General features: G+C 60.4%; 16 protein-coding genes. 11 read left to right on the top strand and 5 right to left on the bottom strand.

Annotation, left to right across the window (positions count from 1 at the left end; all coding sequences use genetic code 11):
- Positions 1-33: 33 nt before the first annotated feature.
- The 5 genes from AB9K35_RS10220 to AB9K35_RS10200 form a co-directional block, all read right to left on the bottom strand.
- Positions 34-864 (bottom strand): cytochrome c oxidase subunit II, encoded by an 831-nt coding sequence (locus AB9K35_RS10220; RefSeq protein ID WP_369925813.1) that lies wholly within the window; start codon positions 862-864, stop codon positions 34-36.
- Positions 865-1,169: 305 nt separating this feature from the next.
- Positions 1,170-2,198 carry a YeiH family protein gene (locus AB9K35_RS10215; protein WP_369925811.1) on the bottom strand — a complete coding sequence of 343 codons (1,029 nt, stop codon included), beginning with the start codon at positions 2,196-2,198 and terminating at the stop codon, positions 1,170-1,172.
- A gap of 12 nt (positions 2,199-2,210) precedes the next feature.
- Positions 2,211-3,671: a betaine-aldehyde dehydrogenase gene (gene betB / locus AB9K35_RS10210; RefSeq protein WP_369925809.1), complete on the bottom strand. Its 1,461-nt coding sequence runs from the start codon at positions 3,669-3,671 to the stop codon at positions 2,211-2,213.
- Positions 3,672-3,688: 17 nt separating this feature from the next.
- Entirely contained in the window at positions 3,689-4,042 is a 354-nt protein-coding gene (locus tag AB9K35_RS10205) for a Rieske (2Fe-2S) protein (protein WP_369925807.1), read from the bottom strand.
- Positions 4,043-4,054: 12 nt separating this feature from the next.
- Positions 4,055-5,137, bottom strand: coding sequence for an amidohydrolase family protein (locus tag AB9K35_RS10200; protein ID WP_369925805.1), 1,083 nt, complete (start codon positions 5,135-5,137; stop codon positions 4,055-4,057).
- Between the two features lie 153 nt (positions 5,138-5,290).
- Between AB9K35_RS10200 and AB9K35_RS10195 the strand changes: the two genes are divergently transcribed.
- From AB9K35_RS10195 to AB9K35_RS10145, 11 genes are all read left to right on the top strand, one after another.
- Complete coding sequence (locus AB9K35_RS10195) at positions 5,291-6,139, top strand: LysR family transcriptional regulator (protein WP_369925803.1); 849 nt, start codon at positions 5,291-5,293, stop codon at positions 6,137-6,139.
- A gap of 171 nt (positions 6,140-6,310) precedes the next feature.
- The gene (locus tag AB9K35_RS10190; RefSeq protein ID WP_369925801.1) at positions 6,311-7,279 is read left to right on the top strand and encodes an FAD-binding oxidoreductase; all 969 of its coding nucleotides are present in this window, start codon (positions 6,311-6,313) and stop codon (positions 7,277-7,279) included.
- Positions 7,280-7,386: 107 nt separating this feature from the next.
- Positions 7,387-9,057 (top strand): BCCT family transporter, encoded by a 1,671-nt coding sequence (locus tag AB9K35_RS10185; RefSeq protein ID WP_369925799.1) that lies wholly within the window; start codon positions 7,387-7,389, stop codon positions 9,055-9,057.
- Positions 9,058-9,479: 422 nt separating this feature from the next.
- On the top strand, positions 9,480-10,529 hold the full coding sequence (locus tag AB9K35_RS10180; RefSeq protein WP_369925797.1) for a C4-dicarboxylate TRAP transporter substrate-binding protein: 1,050 nt from the start codon (positions 9,480-9,482) through the stop codon (positions 10,527-10,529).
- A gap of 78 nt (positions 10,530-10,607) precedes the next feature.
- Positions 10,608-11,123, top strand: a complete 516-nt coding sequence (locus tag AB9K35_RS10175) for a TRAP transporter small permease (protein ID WP_369925795.1) — start codon at positions 10,608-10,610, stop codon at positions 11,121-11,123.
- Positions 11,123-12,460, top strand: coding sequence for a TRAP transporter large permease (locus tag AB9K35_RS10170; RefSeq protein ID WP_369925793.1), 1,338 nt, complete (start codon positions 11,123-11,125; stop codon positions 12,458-12,460). The genes AB9K35_RS10175 and AB9K35_RS10170 overlap by 1 nt, the downstream gene beginning before the upstream one ends.
- A gap of 29 nt (positions 12,461-12,489) precedes the next feature.
- Positions 12,490-13,299 (top strand): IclR family transcriptional regulator, encoded by an 810-nt coding sequence (locus tag AB9K35_RS10165; RefSeq protein WP_222455561.1) that lies wholly within the window; start codon positions 12,490-12,492, stop codon positions 13,297-13,299.
- Positions 13,300-13,394: 95 nt separating this feature from the next.
- Entirely contained in the window at positions 13,395-15,488 is a 2,094-nt protein-coding gene (locus AB9K35_RS10160) for a 3-hydroxyacyl-CoA dehydrogenase NAD-binding domain-containing protein (protein ID WP_369925791.1), read from the top strand.
- A gap of 12 nt (positions 15,489-15,500) precedes the next feature.
- Complete coding sequence (locus tag AB9K35_RS10155; protein ID WP_369925789.1) at positions 15,501-16,676, top strand: acetyl-CoA C-acyltransferase; 1,176 nt, start codon at positions 15,501-15,503, stop codon at positions 16,674-16,676.
- Positions 16,677-16,689: 13 nt separating this feature from the next.
- The gene (locus tag AB9K35_RS10150) at positions 16,690-17,886 is read left to right on the top strand and encodes an acyl-CoA dehydrogenase family protein (protein WP_369925787.1); all 1,197 of its coding nucleotides are present in this window, start codon (positions 16,690-16,692) and stop codon (positions 17,884-17,886) included.
- 9 nt (positions 17,887-17,895) lie between these two features.
- Positions 17,896-19,029 (top strand): acyl-CoA dehydrogenase family protein, encoded by a 1,134-nt coding sequence (locus AB9K35_RS10145; RefSeq protein ID WP_369925786.1) that lies wholly within the window; start codon positions 17,896-17,898, stop codon positions 19,027-19,029.
- The last annotated feature ends 2 nt before the right edge of the window (positions 19,030-19,031 follow it).

Raw genomic sequence — 19,031 nt, 5'->3', positions numbered from 1 at the left:
CCCGATCAGGCCTTGCTTCCGGCAGTGCGCCGGTCAGTTCCCTGCCAGTTGCACCGGCTGCCCGGCGCGAGCGTTGCTGGCATATTCTTCGAAGGTCAGCTGCTCCTGCAGCCACTCTTGGTATTCCTCGGCCTCCACCACGGTCACAAGACCGCGCATGTAGGGGTGCGCCGTGCCGCAATACTCCGCACAGAGCGCCTCGAAGGTGCCGGTGCGGGTTGGAGTGAACCAGATGTAGGTGACCATGCCCGGCACCATGTCCATCTTGGCGCGGAATTCGGGCACGTAGAAGTTATGCAAGACGTCGATCGAGCGCAGAAGCAACTTCACCGGCTGGTCCACCGGCAAATACACCTCGCCCCCCTCGACAATCAGGTCATCCTTGCCGAACCTGTCATGCGGATTGACCCCCAGAGGATTTTCAGCGCTTACCCATTCGGCATCCGCGGTGCCCAGTACCCCGTCGGCACCGGGCAAGCGGTAGGCCCAGCTCCATTGATGCCCGAAGACTTCAAGCTCAGTTGCCTCGTCCGGCACGGTGACGAACTGCTTCCACACGAACAGCCCGGGCACCAACATCGCCGCCACCCCGACGGTGGTCACTCCGGTCAGCCACAGTTCCAGACGCTTGTTCTCCGGGTCGAACTCTGCCTTGTGCCCCGGCCGGTGCCGGAATTTCAGCACACAATAGGCCATGAACAGAACAACAGCAGCAAAAACCGCGCCGGTGATCCAGAAGGTTATGACCAGCGTGTTATCGATATAGTCCCAGTTCGACGCGATCGGCGTCCACCACCATGGGCTTGATAGATGGAAGGCGATGGACCCCAGTACGATCAGGACGAGTGCGGCAACAATCAGCATCTCGCCACCTTTCCCTAAGGTGCGGAGTATCTCCGGAAAACCCGGCAAGCCATCTATTGGCAAACTACGATACGATAATGCATTTTAACGAAAAAATCCAGTGAATCGCGCCAGAGGCGAGCCTCGATGTTTTCAGGAGTGCTGCGTGGTTTGATCAGCCCCATCTGAGTGGTCCGGTTTTATAGGTGGTGCATGACCCGCCTTTGATCGATCAGCACGATGGTTTCCGGCGCGGGCGGGGCTGATCACCGCCTTTGGCGCACTGCGCATGTTCTGAAAAGATAAAACGACAGGCCGCAGACCTCTCAGGAAAGGCCAGGCAACAGCTGCGCAATGAGAGCCGAGGCACCGAACAGAACCAATGTCAGGCCGCCTATCCGCATCAGCTTTGACCCTCCGACGGTGGTCAAGCTCCGCAACGATGTCTTGGCCCCGAGTGCCGAGATCGCGAGGATCAGCAGCCACTTCGACACTGTTGCGGCAAATTCTGCCATGGCTTCAGTCAACACTCCGATGTTCGCCAATAGCGCCAGGACAAAAAAGATAATCAGGAACCCCGGCACCGGGATCCTGTGTGTCCTCTCCTTCCAGCCTGTGGCCGAGACCGCCAGAACCAGGATGCACAGCACCAGCGGCAGCAGGCTCACCCTCACCATTTTGATCAGGGTGGCCAGCTCCGCAGTTTCTTCTGAAACCGTCAGCCCGGCGCCCACGACCTGCGCCACGTCATGTATTGAGGCGCCCAGGACAAAGGCCGTTTGAGCCTCATTGAATCCAAGCTGCGCCAGCGCAACTGGATAGAAAATCATCGCCAGTGTCGACAGAGCCGTGACCGCAACCACCGTGAACAGTGTCTCTTGCTCCAATACCTTTCCCTTGGGAAGGCAGGCCGAAATCGCCAGCGCCGCCGAGGCACCGCAGATTGCCACCGCGCCGCCGGTCAGTACGCCAGATTGCCAGTCGCGGCGCGACAGCAGCAGGCCCAGCAGAATCGTGCCGCCCAGAAGCCCGGCAATGGCACTGAAACCCGCCACGCCGAGCGAGGCGATGTCACTAAAACTGACCCGCACCCCTAGCAGAGCCACCCCGGCGCGAAGCAAGGCTTTGGAGCTGAAGCCGATGCCCGGGGCCACGGCAGCCTCTTCCGCCAGCGGATTGAACACCATGCCGATCAGCAGTGCCAGCAGCATGACCGGCGCACCGTAATGTTCCGACAGGAACAACGCCGCCAACCCGACAACCGCCGCCAGCGCGATGCCCGGGTAAATTGCGCAAACAGTCGACAATATGGATGACGCCCGCCCAAAGGCGGTACGGTTCAGCTGTGCCAGCATTGCAGCCTCTGTTCAGTAGTCGTTTTCCAAGGGAGACATGCCAACGTAGACGGACTTCAGCTGGCTAAAGTGTTCGATCGCGGCCCGGGCGTTTTCCCGCCCGATACCGGATTGCCCAACGCCACCAAAGGGCATTTCAACCGGGGTCAGGTTATACGCGTTGATCCAGCAGGTGCCCGCCCTGAGGCGCGACACAACACGGTGTCCGCGGGACAGATCGCGGGTGAAGACACCGGCAGCGAGACCGAACTCCGTGCTGTTGGCGCGGGCTACGGCCTCGTCTTCGCTGTCGAAATCCAGCACCGACATAACGGGTCCGAAAATTTCCTCACGGGCGATGGCCATGTCATCAGTCACACCGGCAAAGCTCACCGGGCTGACCCAGGCGCGGCCGTCGGGCAAAGGCAGCGGCGGTGTCACGCGGATCGCCCCTTCCTGTTCCGCGGCAGCGATATACCCCTCCACCCTTTCGGCTTGCCCGGCGCTCACCAGAGGGCCGATCTGGGTTTCAGGGTCCATCGGGTCGCCGATCCGGATCTTTGCGATGCGCTCTACTAAACGCGCGAGGAAAGCCTCCTTGATCCCCTTCTGTACGAACACGCGGGTTGCGTTGGAGCAGATCTGACCGGTGGAGTAGAAATTGCCGAGGATGGCGGCGGAAACTGCGCTGTCGATGTCTGCGTCATCAAAGACCAGCAATGGGGACTTGCCACCAAGCTCCATTGTGACGTGTTTCATCTGCCCGGCGGCAGCGGCGGCCACCGCTCGGCCGGTTGGCACGGAACCTGTCAGCGACACTTTGGCAATGCCGGGATGGGTGGTCAGCGCGGCACCGGTCTCCCGCAGCCCCTGCACCACGTTGAACAGGCCCGGCGGCGCACCGGCCTCGGACAGGATTTCCGCCAGTTTCAGCGCTGTCAGCGGCGTGAGTTCGGACGGTTTGAAAATCATCGCGTTGCCGCAGGCCAGTGCCGGAGCGGCCTTCCAGCAGGCGATCTGGATCGGATAGTTCCAGGCGCCGATGCCGAGGCAGACGCCCAGCGGCTCGCGGATGGTATAGGCCCAGTCGCCGCCCAGCGGAATGTGGTCGGCGGTCAGTGTAGCAGCCTGACACCCAAAGTATTCGAGACAATCGGCACCACTGGCGGCATCGGCCACGCGGGTCTCGGCAATCGGCTTGCCGGTGTTCAGGGTTTCCAAAACCGACAGTTCCTCATTGCGGTCCCGGATGATATCTGCAGCCCGACGCAGCACGCGGCCGCGTTCGGCAGGCGGTGTCGTGGCCCAAATGGCCTGCGCATCGCGTGCGCAGGCCACGGCCCGTTCGATCATGGACGGGGAGGCACCATTCAAACGGGCTATCACCTCACCCGTTGCCGGGTTGATGCAATCGAACGGAGCGCCAGCGGCGTCTTCCAGGTAGGCTCCGCCGATATAGTGGGAGGCTTCGGGCTGGCACGGGAATTGCGTCATGCTGGCGCTCCTGACGGTCAGATGTGAACGTAAAGATCGCTGCCTTCGACCGAGACGTCGAAGCGGCGGGTCTTTACCGTAGGATCCACCAGGAATTCGCCTGAACGGATGTCGAACTCCCAGCCGTGCCAGGCGCAGCGGACAATCTCGCCCGCCCGGTCATAAACGAATTCGGTTGAATCAGTTTGCCTGGTGGTGCCGCAGACTGGCCCCTCGCACAGTGCCGCACCCTTGTGCGGGCAGATATTGAGCAGCGCATGGAAACCGTCCTCCAGCCGGAACACGCCGATCGGCATGTTGGAGACGGTCACGATCTTGGCCGCGTCCTGCGGAACCTCGTCGGCCTTGCAGGCAAAATGCTTGGTTGTCATCTCCGGGTCTCCTTATTCAGCGGCCTGCGCCGCCGGGCGCGGCAGGCGGGTGTAGACGTCGAGCGCGTTGAGGCCAAAGACCTTCTCGCGCCAGGTCGGCGGCACGTGCAGCTTGTTGACGTCGTCGTAGTCCCAATGCGGGTAGTCCGAGGCGAACATCAGAGTGTTCTCGCCGTCCATTGCTTCAAGCGCTGCCCAGAGGTGCTGGATGTTTTCCGGCTGTTCGAGTGGCTGGGTCGAAAAGCGGAAGTGGTCCTTGAAGTATTCCGACGGCAGGCGCTTCAGCCACGGCGTTTCCTTGCGCAGCGCCTTGTAATTGGCGTCCAGGCGCCACAGCACCGACGGCACCCAAGCCACGCCGCATTCGATCACGACCACTTTCAACGAGGGCCACTTTTCGAACACGCCATTGGCAATCAGGCTCGCCATATGCGTCATCGCGGTCTGCGGGAGGATTGCGTGGGTTTCCCAGAAAAAGGTTGAAGGGCCGGCACCAATCGGGGTGGAGTTGATGCCCCCCTGCCCGCCCAAGTGCATGGCGAAGGGCAGGCCCATTTCGGCGCAGGCCTCGTAGATCGGGTGATAGAATGGATCACCATAGGGACGTGCCGCGCCGTGGCTGACCAGAACCTGCACAATGCGCGGGTGGCTACCCAGGCGGCGGATTTCAGCGGCGGCCAGATGCGGGTCCTGCGGCGCCACCACGATCGAGCCCCAGAACCGGTCGTCCTTTGGCAGCCAATAGTCGATCAGGTAATCATTGTAGGCCTTGCACAGCGCGTTGGCGTAATAAGGATTGGCCAGCGTGGAGGCTTCGATCGGTTCGTCACCAGTCAGGATCGCCACGTCGATATTGTACTTATCGAGGTGCTTTGCCTTCATGATCAGGTAGTTGTCATCTTCTTCCACCGGGTTGACGTCATGACGGGCGAAGCCTTCGGGATGGAACCAGGGGCGGTGGCCATGCGGGAATGCGCCGCGCGGACCAGTCCGTTCTCCGCGAACGAACATGTCCTTGAACAGGCCTTCCATATAGGGTTCCAGAACCGTGGCGCTGCACCAGTAATTGTGGCAGTCGCAATCGACGATAAACATGTGCTTCTCCTCTCGCTTGTCCAAGCCGGACGGGCTGTGGGCAGTCTCTGAGGCGCAGTGATAAAAACTGATCGAGGACGAATAAATGCAATTGATACACCTCCTTTAATCGGAAATAGTGATTGAATGAATCGTCAGCTGCTCCTCACCTACATGGATGTTCTGGAAACCCGGAACTTCAACCGCACCGCCGAAAGGCTGAACGTCACCCAATCGACCGTCAGCGCACGGATCCGGCAGCTGGAGGACGAACTGGCCACGCGGCTGTTCGAGCGCGGCCGTGGCGGGGCTGATCCGACAGCAGCCGGGCGGCGGTTTGAGACACATTGCCGATCCCTTCTGGCTGCATGGAGCCTGGCCAAGCGGGACGTCTCCGCCGGTAGCGGTTTGGCGCGGCCGCGTCTTCGGGTTTCAGTCCAGTTCACGCTGGCCCAGCCAGTCCTGGTGGATTGGGCGAAGCAGATACGAGGGCAGGTCCCCAAGCTGGACCTTTATCTGGAGGCAAATTTTTCGCAGCAGATCCAACGCGATGTCCTGACCGGTGAAACCGACGTGGGAATCGTTTTCGCACCGCAGCAGTTTCCCGACGTGCACGTGGCGGAATTTGGCGCTGAAAATTACGTGATGATGTCGACCGACTGCTGCAGGTTGATTGAAGTCGACTGGACCCGATACATCAAGGTGGCCTACACCTCCTACTTCGACCGTCAGCACGACGAGTTGTTTCCAAATCTACTGCATGTTCCGACAGTGGTTGGCAGTGACGATCTGGCGTCCGGTTTTCTAAAGGCAGACGGCGGCACAGCCTATTTTCCCAGCCTGTCCGCACCCAGCCTGATGGAGACCATTCCCGGTCTGCAGCTGGTGGAAGGAGCACCCGTCATACCGCAGCCTTTGTATTCCATTGTTCACAGCCGCAAACGCCACGATCCGCTTGTCGCGCAGGCCGTTCTGCTCTTCCAGAAGCTGATTCAGGCCCGAACAATCGAAAGTTTCGATTAAAGAGGCATTTCTGGTGCATTTTACCGGGCGGGGTGCCGGGTATCTTCCCACGAATTCAATCGTGGAGGTTCCCGCACCATGCTCGTCGCTACCGATAGCCCGTTTTCACTGAGCTCAGCAAACTCTCAACCCTGTTATTCAGGCGGGCCTGCAACCCTGATCTGCAAGGCAGTGATCGATGAGACGCACGACAGTAAGACCTTTGTCTTTGAAGACAGTCAGAGCCGCAGCTTTGACTTCAAACCCGGACAGTATGTCACCTTCAGCTTCCAAATCGCAGGTAAGGCCCGTGTCCGGGCCTATTCGATTTCCTCCACTCCGACCCGGCCGCACAATATCCAGGTAACCGTCAAGCGGGTGCCGGGCGGGCTGGTGTCGAACTACCTGAACGATGAAGTTCGGCCTGGCGCCGAAGTGGAAATTGCCGATATCTCCGGCAGCTTCAATTGGATAGACATCCCCTGCGAAAAACCGCTTCTGCTGTCGGGCGGCTCCGGCGTCACCCCGGTGATGTCGATACTGCAGTACATCACCGATGTGACCCTTCCTAAGGATGTGGTCTTTGTACATTTCGCCCGCTCCCCGAAAGACATCATCTTCCGTGACCAGTTGAAGTTCCTAGGGAAGCGGTTCCGGAACGTGACCGTGCATCTGGTAGTGGACTCGGCGGATGACCCTTCCTTTACGGGTGAGACAGGGCAGATATCGGCGGAGCTGATGCAGAGGCTGGTGCCGGACCACGCTGAGCGCAGCATCTTCATGTGCGGCCCGGAGGGGTTCATGAAAGCGGCCCGCGCGGTTGCCGACAAGATTCCCTTTGCGGCGGTCCACGAAGAGAGCTTCGGCGAAAAGATCACTATCGAAGAAGCCTCCGGCACCGGCGGCGAGGTGTTCTTTTCCCTCAGCGGCAAGTACGGCCACTGCGCCCAGGGCGAAACGCTGCTGGAAGCCGCGCTGAATGCCGGTGTCTGGATCGATTCCGCCTGCCAGCAAGGGGTCTGCGGCAACTGCAAGGTGGTGCTGACCCAAGGGCAGGTCGAAATGCAGGATATGGGCGGGCTGCAGCCGGGCGAGGCCGAGGCTGGCTATGTGCTGGCCTGCTGCAGCTGGCCCAAAGGCGCAGTCGCACTCGACGCGTGAGAAGTCACAGCGCTTACCCGCTCAGAGCGGAGGCGACGCGGCACAGCCCCTTGAACGGCACGAAGATGGTCAAACCACGCACCTAGAACCATAAGGGAGGAACAATTATGTCCAATATCAAAAGGAGGATAAGGGAGCCCTTAAGAGTCCTCCCGATCAAGACGGCTGAGAAAGGATTTTACTCCGGCTTCAATGTCGACGTCACGGTGACCGGCAAACTGGCGGTCGGCGGGCTGGTGCTCTGGGCGGTGGCCTTTCCGGAAAACGCGGGCTCGGTCCTGGCCGGGTTCAACAGCTTCATCCTGACTCACTTCGCCTCTTGGTACATTCTGGTAATGGCAGCTTTCGTGCTTGTCTGCATCGGTTTGGCGCTCTGGCCTGCGGCAGGGCGATTGAAAATCGGCCGCTACGACGACAAACCGGAATTCTCGAGGTTTTCCTGGTTCTCCATGATGTTCGGTGCCGGGATCGGGGTCGGCATGCTTACATGGGCCGTGGCCGAGCCTGTCTACCACTTCCAGAACAACCCGGATGTCATTCAGGGCTTTGCCACCGCGGCAGGCCCGGACAATATTCTCAACGCCTACAAATGGTCCTACCTGCACTGGGGCTTCTCGGCATGGGCTTCTTATGCAATTGCCGGGCTGGCATTGGGCTTTTTCGCCTACCGTCGCGGGCTGCCGCTGACCATCCGTTCGGCGTTGGCCCCCTTGTTCGGAAGCCGCCTATCCGGCTGGACCGGACATCTGGTCGACATTGTTGCGGTAATCGCCACGATCTTGGGAGTGGCTCAAACGCTGGGCTTCGGGGTCGAGCAATTCGTGGCTGGCATGGCACGCATCGGCGTCGGCGGCTGGTTGCTAAACGCTGAAGGAACCGCCTCGGCCACCGGTATCATCGTGGCGTTGGTGATCATCATGGGTGCGTCCACTTTGTCTGCGCTTTCCGGAGTGGGCAAAGGCATCAAATGGCTGTCAAACCTCAACATGGGACTGTCGATTTTCCTCCTGGTTTTCTTCCTCGTCTTTGGTGCTACCGATTTTGGCATCTACGCGCTTTTCGTTGGCCTATGGCACTATGTTCTGGCGCTACCTGACCTGCTCTTCACCATCTACAAGGGCGACGGCAGCGGCAGCGTGACCGACAAACTGGAAGCCTGGCAGGGCGGCTGGTCGGTGTTCTACTGGGCTTGGTGGGTGGCCTTCGCGCCCTTTGTGGGCCTGTTCCTGGCGCGGATCTCGCGCGGACGCACCATCCGCGAGTTTGTCCTTGGCGCGGTCATCGTTCCGGCACTCATGTGCTTTGTCTGGTTTGCCTTTGCTGGCGGAACGGCGATTGAACTGGAGATATCCGGTGGCGCCAACGGCACGATCTTTGGCGCCTCCGATGGGGACAAGATCTTTGCCATGACCAATTACATGCTCGGCGACATGCTCGGGTGGATCATGGCCGTGGCGATCGTGGTTCTCCTGATGACCTACCTAGTCACCACTGCCGATTCCGCGGTGCTGATCGTGAATACGATCAACGCCGCAGGCGACGAAGGCCCCAAAGCCCGTCCGCATATCCTCTTTTGGGGTATAGCCCTGAGCCTCGTGGTGGCAGCACTGCTGCTGGTCGGCGGCCTGGATGCGATCCGAACCGCGATGGTGATCGGCGCGCTGCCGTTCTCGCTGGTGATGGCGCTGATGTGCGTTGCCCTGATCAAGGCGATTTTGAATGACAGTATCCGCGCGTCACACGGAGAGCCAACGGCCTTCCCGGAGCGCGGTTCTTAAGCATGTACCGCTGGGCTGCCTGCCGTCAGCTCAGCGGGTTTCATGCCGACCTTACACTAGGTCCCAGACTACGTTGATGGGTCAGCGAGATTTGCGCACTCGGCCTGTCGACTAACTGAAAAGGCAACATGACCTCGAACATGGCGACGGGCTGCGTTGCAGCGGGCCTTTATAGCCGAAAATTCGACTGCAGAGCCCTACGGGGATTTCCGCGAACCCATATCAAAGTGCGGCAACTTAGCAGTCGCAGTATTTGGGGCGATCTGGAAAATCCAGCCACTCTTCACGGGCGCTTTAAAGACGGGGGCCCTCCTCACGTTGCACTGCAAGAAACACTCAGCTTGACTCCTCGCAACTATTCCCCTTACCGTTCGTATAAATGGAATTCAAAACCGCATAGTAGAATTTAGGGAGGAGACCTAATGAAAGCCCTGCTAGCATCCACCGCGGCGGCACTCTGCTTGGCAGCCGCGACAATCGCGAGCGCCGACACAACGCTGATTCTGGGAGAAGCCGGCCCGAATCGGGGCGCCCGGGCCGCAGCATTGCAGTCCTTTGCCGACGACGTAACGGCGCGCACCAACGGCGAAGTAAATATCGACATTCAATGGGGGGGAGCGCTGTTCAAGGCCAATGCCGCCGCACAATCCATTGCCGATGGGGTGGCGGACCTCGGCACGGTCATCGCAGTGTATTTCCCGCAGGAAATGCTGAGCTACAGCTTCGCCGACCTGCCGATGCGCAATGAGGATGCCTGGGTCGGAATGCGCGCGACGGACGAGTTGATGCGGACCTCCGACGCGATCACGAAAAGCCTGGCGGACCAGAACCTCGTATACATCGGCACTTTCACAACCTCGGCAGTGAACATTGCGTGCAAGGACGTGGCAATTCGCACGGTCGAAGATATTGCCGGTCTGAAAGTCCGTGGCGTCGGCGCATATGGCGACACCTTCCGCGATTTTGGTGCAAACATGGTCGCGATGCCGATCTACGATGCCTATCAGGGTCTCGACACCGGGTTGCTGGATTGTTCGCAAGGCTACTCCTACGCCGTTGCCGCGCTGAAACAACAGGAAGTCATGACGAGCTACACCCTGCTCAATTGGGGTCAGGTCGGTGCCTTGGGAATCTTCATGAACAAGGATGTGTACGATTCCCTCGACGCCGAGACCCAGTCCGCGATGGCTGATTCCGGTATCGCGATGGCCGACAAGCTGGGTGAACTGATTACCGCGGCCAATGACGCGGCCTTGGAAACAATGAAGGACGCCGGTGTCGAGGTCGTCGACTTGCCAGCGGAAGAGCGCGACAAGCTGGTTAAGCAAGGCAAGCAATACGTTGATGAATGGGTCGAGCGTGCGAATGCGGCGGGGCTCGACGGCACGTCGCTGCTGGAACAATACCGCACGCTTCTGGAAAAATATGCCGAAGAGCGTGACAGCCAAGGCTATCCCTGGGCGCGCGGCTAAGACCAGCTGCACATATCTCCGCGGCGCAAGACCGGCACCGCGGCACTTCCCTTCATACTATTTCGACGGAGTTGACCGATGTTGCGTCGCGTTGAAAAGCTATTGCTCGACTTGGCGGTTGTCGCCGTTGTCGGCCTTGGCGTGTTGATCACAGGCAGCGTATTTCTGCGGGCCGCATTCAATTCCGGCATCCCGGACACCATTGTGATCGTGCGCGAACTGATGGTCGCCGCGATCGTTTTGCCCCTGGCAGTGGCGACACTGGACCGGGCGCATATCGTGGTGGAGTTTCTCAGCAAAATGATGCCCCTCCGCGTGCAGGACTGGCTGCTCGTCGGTGGAAGCGCCTTTGGTCTCTTTGCCCTCTCCCCCCTTATCTACGCGGGTTGGCGCGAGGTTGCCCATACCGTCGAAAGCGGCGCCTTCTTCTTTGGTCAACTCAACCTGCCGAAATGGCCGGGCCGGGTGGTTTTCCTTGTCGGGATCTCCTTCTGCTGGCTTCGGCTGCTGCTGATGGTGATCGGCGACCTTCGCACGATCCGCGCCGGTGGCAGCGTGATTTCCCCGGCTCATGAACATGAGGAGAGCGTCTGATGGACGGCACCGTCATCGGCATTGTCACCTTCGCCTGTGTCATCGGCTTGCTTGCGGTCAGGGTACCCATCGCCTTCGCACTTGCCGGAGTCGCCACAGTCGGCACCTTTGTCATCTTTGCGTTTCGCACCGGTGCCTTCGCACCTGAACGAGCGCTGAAACCCACGACGTCATTGGTTTTTTCCAATTCCTTCGACCTGATCCATTCCTACGATCTGTCCATGATTCCGCTGTTCATCGCGCTTGGCCACATTGCCTATCGCGCCGAGATCACGACGAAGATCTATCAAGCTGCCCGCGTGTGGCTGGCGAGTGTGCCCGGTGGTGTCGCGATGGCCTCGGTTGTCGGCTGCGGCGGGTTTTCCGCGATCACCGGATCGTCCATCGCCTGTGCCTCCACCATGGGGCGGATCTGTTCTCCAGAGATGCTGCGCATGGGCTATGACAAGCGGCTTGCCACTGCCAGCGTCGCCGCGGGCGGGACGCTCGGATCGCTCATCCCGCCTTCTGTCCTTTTCATCATCTACGGGATTTTCACCGAAACCTCTATCAGCGCCCTGTTCCTCGCAGGCATCCTGCCCGGCCTCATTTCATTGCTGGGTTTCGTTCTGGTCATCTTCCTCTGGGTGCACCGGACACCAGAAGCGGCGCCGAGGTTCGAAGGGCAGATCACGATGCGGGACCGGGGCCGGGCCGCGTTGGATTCCTGGCCGGCGATTGGCCTCTTCGTTATCATTGTTGGCGGTATCTATGGCGGCATTTTCACGGCGACCGAGGCGGCTGCGGTCTGCGTATCCGCAGCAGTCGCCATCGGTTTCGCGCAAGGCAAGCTGGATCTCCACGGAGTGATCGAGTCCTTGCGCGAGACCTGCATTCAGACCGCCAGCATTTTCCTGATTGCCGCCGCGGCTAAAATCTTTGTCGCCTTCATCGCCTTGACCGGGGTCGCCCCGAGCATCGTCAGCGCCGTGACAGACGCGCAGCTTTCGCCAGTCATGCTACTGGCAGCCATCGCGGTGATCTACCTGGTGCTTGGCATGTTCCTGGATCCCATCGGCATCATGGTGCTGACCCTGCCGCTGATGATCCCGCTGGTGGAAAATTACGGCTTCGACCTGATCTGGTTCGGCGTCGTTGTCATCAAGCTGCTGGAAATCGGTCTGATCACGCCGCCGGTTGGGTTGAATGTGTTCGTCATCGCAAACGTTGTGGGCAAGGACGTGTCGATCGACAGAATATTCTCCGGAATCCTGCGATTTTTGACAGTTGACGTGATCGTTCTGATCCTGATCATTGCCTTCCCGGTCATTTCGCTGCTGATCCCGAACTCGATGTAGACCGGGATAACAAGGTGATGAGGAACACTATGCCCGACGAGATTGAAACCGATAGAAGGTTCGCGACCACGCTGGCGCGCGGCTTGAGCGTCTTGCGGGCGTTCCGGCCATCCGACGATGGCCTGGGCAATGCCGATATCTCGGAGCGTACCGGTATTCCCAAATCCACGGTGTCGCGGCTGACCTTCACCTTGCAAAAGCTCGGCTATCTCACCCATGCACGGCGCCATGACCGCTATCGCCCCGGCCCCGCGTTGCTGGCGCTCGGCAACATGGCAAGCGCCTCAATCTCCTTTGTGGATCTGTCATCACCGCTGATGCAACGGCTGGCGGATGAGACAGGCACCCTTGCCCTGTTGCTGGTGCGAGATGACGGCAAGCTGCTGATCGTCAAGACATGGCGGCCACGCGGGGTTGCCTCGCTCTGGCTTGAAGTCGGGCATCGGCTGCCATTTAACGGAACATCTTCCGGCCATGCACTGCTGGCCTCGACCTCCGAAGAGGGGTTTGATCAGATCGTGACCGCGGCAGATGGCGACCGCGGCCTGACCCGCGAGCGCGCGACGGAAATTCGCCGCACGGCGCATAATCAGCTTGTGACCACGGGTTTCGTCGTCACCGATCCCGATGAATACTTTGCCTCCAACATCCACGCGGTGGCCTCCCCGTTCTATTCCCGCGACCTGAGCGAACCGGTCATCTTCACCTGCGGCGCCCTGCCCGAAATGCTGTCCGTTCCCCGGATGCGGACCGAGGTCGGCCCAAAACTGCGTGAAACGGTGCAAGAGCTCGAACGGATGATGGGCCAGGGGTTTTCAAAGACGAATCGAGATCTGTGAGGGTTTAAAATACCGCATAGTGGAATTCAGTATCGCATGTTGAAATTAACCGATGAATCGGTTATCAAGTGAATGAACCAAGGAAAGGCAAATTGATGGGATCGGTATCCTACGAAAATGTTGGCCGGGTGGCGGTGGTCACCGTCGACAATGCTCCGGTCAACGCGCTGTCACAGGCCATCCGACACGGCCTTTCTGAAGCTTTCGCGCGCTTTCAGTCTGACGACACGGCCGCTATTGCGGTGATTGTCGGGGCTGGGCGGATGTTCATCGGGGGGGCCGATATTTCCGAATTCGGCAAGCCGCCGCAAAGCCCCAGCCTGCCCGACGTGATCAGCCAGATCGAAGCCTGCGACAAACCCGTTGTCGCCGCCATTCACGGCATGGCACTGGGCGGCGGGCTTGAAGTGGCCCTCGGCGCGCATTACCGCATCGCATGGCCCGGCACGCGGTTGGGCTTGCCTGAAGTAAAGATTGGCCTCATTCCGGGCGCAGGTGGCACGCAGCGTCTGCCGCGTATCGTCGGGATCGACGCTGCCCTCAGAATGATCACCAGCGGGACGCCGGTAACCGAAAGCGATGCGCTTGAGACCGGGTTGATCGACCAGATCGGCGATGGCTGCGACATTCGCGAGGCGGCCCTTGCGTATGCGCACTCACTGCTGGAGCACCGAGCCCCGCCCCGCCCGATCAGCGGCATGCCCCGTGCCACGGATGAGGAAGGAGCCCTTCAAAACTGGCGCACGAAGCTTGAACACTCCCTGCGCGGCGAGGTGGCTCCGCTGGTCGCGGTTGAAGCGGCCGAAGCCGCGGTCGGGAAATCCTTTGCCGAAGGGCTGAAGGAAGAGCGCCGCCTGTTCCAGCACTTGATGGACACGCCCCAACGCAGTGGGCTGGTCCATGCGTTCTTCGCCGAACGCGCCGTGTCGAAATTACCGGAAATCGCTGACGTCGCGCCTCGTGACATTGCAGGTGTCGGCATTATCGGCGGCGGCACCATGGGAGCGGGCATTGCCACCTCGGCGGTTCTGAACGGCCTCGCAGTGACACTGGTCGAACGCGACACCGAGGCCGCGGAAAAGGCCCGGACGACCATCGCCAGAAACCTCGACGCGGCCGTGAGGCGCGGCAAGATTGGCAGCGACCGACGTGACGAGATTCTTGCGGATTCCCTCAGGACCGTCACCGACTACGGTGCCCTGTCCGACGTCGGCCTGGTTATCGAAGCCGTCTTCGAAAGCATGGATGTGAAGAAAAGCGTGTTCGCCACGCTGGACGAAATTCTGCCGCGCGGCGCGATCCTTGCGACGAATACCTCCTACCTCGATGTCAACGAAATTGCCGCCTCGACCTCGCGGCCCGAAGACGTCATCGGCCTGCATTTTTTCTCGCCCGCACATGTCATGAAGCTGCTTGAGGTCGTTGTTGCCGACAGGACCGCGCCGGACGTGGTGGCGACCGCCTTTGCGCTTGCGAAAAGGCTGGGCAAAACCGCCGTGCGTGCAGGTGTCTGCGACGGTTTCATCGGCAACCGCATTCTGTCGCACTACCGCACAGCGGCCGATCACATGGTGCTGGACGGGGCGAGCCCCTATCAGATTGACAAGACGCTGACCGATTTCGGCTTTGCCATGGGTCCCTATCAGGTCTCCGACCTCGCGGGCCTCGACATCGGCTACGCCACCCGCCAGCGCAAGGCGGCAGACGCGCACCCGCGTGACCGCTACCCGGTCTTTGCCGACGCGCTCTATCATAAAGGGTGGCTGGGGCAGAAAACCGGCCACGGCTATTACATCTACGAAAAGGGCGATCGCAAGGGGCAGCCCGACCCCGAGGTCGAGCACATCATTGCCGAGGCCCGCAAGGCGGCGGGCACCAGCCCCCGCAGCTTCACCGACGACGAGATCGTGCGCCGCTACATGGCCGCGATGGTCAACGAAGGTGCGCGCGTGGTGGAGGAGGGCATCGCGCAGCGCCCGCTCGATGTGGATGTCGTGTTTCTCTATGGCTACGGCTTTCCACGCTGGCGCGGCGGACCGATGAAATACGCCGACATGCGTGGCCTCGACAGCATTCTCTCCGACATCCGCACGTTCGCCGAAACCGACGATCACTTCTGGTCACCCGCGCCGCTGCTGGAACAGCTCGTGGCCGAGGGCCGCAATTTCGACAGCCTGAACCAGCGCTGAAAGGAACCCAACATGTCCAACGCCGTTATCGTTTCCATCGCGCGCACGCCCATTGGCAAAGCCGGGCGCGGCACCTTCAACATCACGCATGGCGCAACCCTGGGCGGGCACGTCGCGGCGGAGGCCGTGAAACGCGCAGGGATAGACCCGGCGCTGATTGAGGACAGCGTCTGGGGATGTGGCTATCCGGAATATGTCACCGGCGGCAACATCGCACGCCAGATCGTGATCCGCGCAGGCCTGCCCGTCAGCATCGCGGGGACCACCGTAAACCGCTTCTGTGCCAGCGGCCTGCAAGCCGTGGCGATGGGCGCCCATCTGATCAACAACGAGGGGGCCAAGGCCGTGCTGGTGGGCGGCGTTGAAAGCATCTCGATGGTGCAACCGCCGGTCCGACATTCACGCGAGGCCTGGATCGAAGCGAACAAGCCAGATCTTTACATGACGATGATCGAGACCGCCGACATCGTTGCCAGACGATACGGGATCAGCCGCGATGCACAGGATGAGCTTGGCCTGCAGAGCCAGCAACGCACCGCGGCAGCGCAAGAGGCGGGCCGCTTCGATCAGGAGATCGCCCCGATCACCGTCACCATGGCGCGGAAGGACAAGGAAACCGGCGAAGTTTCAGAGGTTGAAACAACCATTGCCCGCGATGAATGCAACCGCCCCACGACAACGCTGGAAGCCCTGCAGAAGCTGGAGCCCGTGCGCGGACCCGTTGAGTTCATCACCGCCGGCAATGCTTCGCAGCTCAGCGACGGTGCCGCCGCGCTGGTGATGATGGACGCCAAAGAGGCCGAACGTCTTGGGCTGACCCCTCTCGGTGCGTTCCGCGGCTTTGCAGTTGCGGGCTGCGAGCCTGACGAAATGGGCATCGGCCCGGTCTTTGCTGTGCCCCGTCTGCTGGAACGTCAGGGCGTCAAGGTCGACGACATAGACCTTTGGGAGCTGAACGAAGCCTTTGCCAGCCAGGCGCTCTATTGCCGCGATACGCTCGGCATCGACAATGACATCTGCAACGTCAATGGCGGCTCAATCGCTGTGGGTCACCCATTCGGCATGACCGGTGCGCGGATGACCGGACATCTGATGGTCGAAGGGCATCGTCGCGGGGCGAAACTTGGCGTCGTGACGATGTGCATCGGCGGTGGCCAGGGTGCCGCCGGCTTGTTTGAAATCTACTGAGAAGGATCGCCCGATGGACCTGAATTATACCGACGAACAAAAGGCGTTCCGGGATGAAGTGCGCAGCTACCTGGCCGAAAAGCTCCCTGCCCGACTCGTGAACAAGGTCAGGCTCGGAAAAACTTTGACCAAGCAGGATCACGAGGAATGGCACGCGATCCTCAACAAACGGGGCTGGCTTGCCGGAAACTGGCCCAAGGCGTTTGGCGGGGCCGGTTGGGATGCGGTCCAACGCCATATTTTTGAGGATGAGATGACTCGGGCCTCTGCGCCCCGTATCGTACCCTTCGGCCTTGGGATGCTTGGCCCGGTGTTGCAGAAATTCGGCTCCAAGGCACAGCAGGACTACTATCTGCCAAGGATCCTGAGTGGGGAAGACTGGTGGTGCCAAGGGTATTCCGAACCCGGCGCAGGATCCGACCTTGCCTCGGTCCGCACGACTGCTGAACGCGATGGCGATCACTACGTAGTCAATGGGCAAAAGACCTGGACGACCCTTGGCCAGCACGCGAACAAGATCTTCTGCCTCGTGCGCACCTCGAAAGAGGGCAAGCCGCAAGAGGGAATCTCTTTCCTGTTGATCGACATGAACAGCCCCGGCGTCAAAGTGCGCCCGATTGTGCTGATCGACGGTGAGCCCGAGGTGAACGAGGTGTTCTTCGATGACGTCCGGGTTCCGGTCGAGAACCGTGTGGGCGAGGAAAACAAGGGCTGGACCTATGCGAAATACCTGCTGACCCATGAACGCACCAATATTGCAGGCGTAGGTTTTGCAAATGCCGGCCTGGAAAATCTGAAGCGCATCGCCCGGCTCGAACAGGCAAATGGGCGTCCTCTGATTGAGAACCCGCATTTTGCGGCGCGGATCGCTCGGATCGAAATCGACCTCATGGCGATGGCAACGACCAACCTGCGTGTCGTGTCCAAAGCTGCGGCGGGTCAGGCCCCCGGTGCCGAAAGCTCGATACTGAAGATCAAGGGCACCGTCATCCGTCAGGAAATCAACGCGCTCACCCGGTCAGCCGTGGGGCCCTACGCAATGCCCTTCGCCTCGGAGGCGCTGGAAGACGGCAGCAATCTTGGCCCCGTGGGCCCCGACTATGCCGAAGCCGCCACCGCGCAGTACCTCAATAACCGAAAACTGTCGATCTTTGGCGGATCGAATGAGATCCAGCGCACGATCCTCAGCAAAGCCATTCTGGAACTGTAAGGACAGACCATGAATTTTGAACTGACAGAAGAACGCCAGATGCTTCAGGACGGTCTGCGCCGGTATCTGCGGGACAGCTACACGCCATCCATCCGGGCTGAACTAAAAAAGAGTGACCGCGGATATTCCCGCGATATCTGGTCCGGTCTTGCAGAGATGGGCGTCATCGGTGCGTTGTTTGCCGAAGATGACGGCGGTTTTGCCGGGTCTGGGTTCGACATTGCCGTTGTGTTTGAAGAGCTTGGCCGGATTGGCGCGGTTGACCCGCTGATTGACACGGCCATTCTTGGCGGTGGCCTGATTGCAACCCTGGGCAACGACGCACAGAAGCCGGTCATCGACGCGGTGATTGACGGTTCAGTCCAGCTTGCCTTTGCCCATGGCGAACCGGCGAGCCGCTATGACCTGTCGCGCGTCGAAACCTCGGCGATCCGCGATGGCGACGGGTATGTCCTGAACGGGCGCAAGGCCGTGGTGATCAATGCCCCCGCTGCCGATCAAATCCTTGTCAGCGCCCGCACCTCCGGTGACGCGGCGGATCGGGACGGGATCAGCCTGTTCCTGGTATCTGCATCCACCCCGGGCTTGACGCTGCGCAGCTACCCGCTTGTCTCCGGTGGGCAGGCCGCGGAAGTCCTGTTGGAAGATGTCCGACTGGGCAGTGACACCCTGCTGGGCGACGAAGGTGGTGCATTCGAAGCTATCACCCACGCTCAGGCGCGCGCCACGTTGGCGATCTCCGCCGAGGCGCTTGGCCTGATGGAAAGCATCCGGGAATTGACCACCGACTATCTCAAGACCCGCAAGCAATTCGGAAAACCGATTGGCAAGTTCCAGGCGCTGCAACACCGGATGGCCGATGTTCTGATCGAGATCGAACAGGCGCGCTCGGCCGTTATCAACCTCGCCGGGCACATCGATCACCCTGAGGAGATCCGCGAAAAGCATGTGAGCGCAACCAAGAACCTGATCGGCAATGTCGCCAAACTTGTTACCGAGGAAAGCATTCAGATGCACGGCGGCATCGGCATGACCGACGAGTACGAGTTGGGGCATCTCGCCAAGCGGCTGATCATGGTCGATCACCGGTTTGGCGATGCAATCTATCACCTCGACCGTTTTATCTCGCTGGCCGTGGCTTGATC

Origin of the sequence: Leisingera sp. XS_AS12, from assembly GCF_041224635.1 — a bacterium.
Taxonomy (GTDB): domain Bacteria; phylum Pseudomonadota; class Alphaproteobacteria; order Rhodobacterales; family Rhodobacteraceae; genus Leisingera.
Note: the sequence above shows the minus strand (reverse complement) of the source record. Positions and strands in the feature narration are given on the sequence as shown.

Bases quoted from the DNA above. Each gene is read 5' to 3' on its own strand.
- AB9K35_RS10195 (WP_369925803.1), top strand. From the start codon at position 5,291: ATGGATGTTCTGGAAACCCGGAACTTCAACCGCACCGCCGAAAGGCTG.
- AB9K35_RS10170 (WP_369925793.1), top strand. From the start codon at position 11,123: ATGGACGGCACCGTCATCGGCATTGTCACCTTCGCCTGTGTCATCGGC.
- AB9K35_RS10175 (WP_369925795.1), top strand. From the start codon at position 10,608: ATGTTGCGTCGCGTTGAAAAGCTATTGCTCGACTTGGCGGTTGTCGCC.
- AB9K35_RS10220 (WP_369925813.1), bottom strand. From the start codon at position 864: ATGCTGATTGTTGCCGCACTCGTCCTGATCGTACTGGGGTCCATCGCC.
- AB9K35_RS10165 (WP_222455561.1), top strand. From the start codon at position 12,490: ATGCCCGACGAGATTGAAACCGATAGAAGGTTCGCGACCACGCTGGCG.
- AB9K35_RS10180 (WP_369925797.1), top strand. From the start codon at position 9,480: ATGAAAGCCCTGCTAGCATCCACCGCGGCGGCACTCTGCTTGGCAGCC.
- AB9K35_RS10185 (WP_369925799.1), top strand. From the start codon at position 7,387: ATGTCCAATATCAAAAGGAGGATAAGGGAGCCCTTAAGAGTCCTCCCG.
- betB (WP_369925809.1), bottom strand. From the start codon at position 3,671: ATGACGCAATTCCCGTGCCAGCCCGAAGCCTCCCACTATATCGGCGGA.
- AB9K35_RS10145 (WP_369925786.1), top strand. From the start codon at position 17,896: ATGAATTTTGAACTGACAGAAGAACGCCAGATGCTTCAGGACGGTCTG.
- AB9K35_RS10150 (WP_369925787.1), top strand. From the start codon at position 16,690: ATGGACCTGAATTATACCGACGAACAAAAGGCGTTCCGGGATGAAGTG.
- AB9K35_RS10155 (WP_369925789.1), top strand. From the start codon at position 15,501: ATGTCCAACGCCGTTATCGTTTCCATCGCGCGCACGCCCATTGGCAAA.
- AB9K35_RS10215 (WP_369925811.1), bottom strand. From the start codon at position 2,198: ATGCTGGCACAGCTGAACCGTACCGCCTTTGGGCGGGCGTCATCCATA.
- AB9K35_RS10160 (WP_369925791.1), top strand. From the start codon at position 13,395: ATGGGATCGGTATCCTACGAAAATGTTGGCCGGGTGGCGGTGGTCACC.
- AB9K35_RS10200 (WP_369925805.1), bottom strand. From the start codon at position 5,137: ATGTTTATCGTCGATTGCGACTGCCACAATTACTGGTGCAGCGCCACG.
- AB9K35_RS10205 (WP_369925807.1), bottom strand. From the start codon at position 4,042: ATGACAACCAAGCATTTTGCCTGCAAGGCCGACGAGGTTCCGCAGGAC.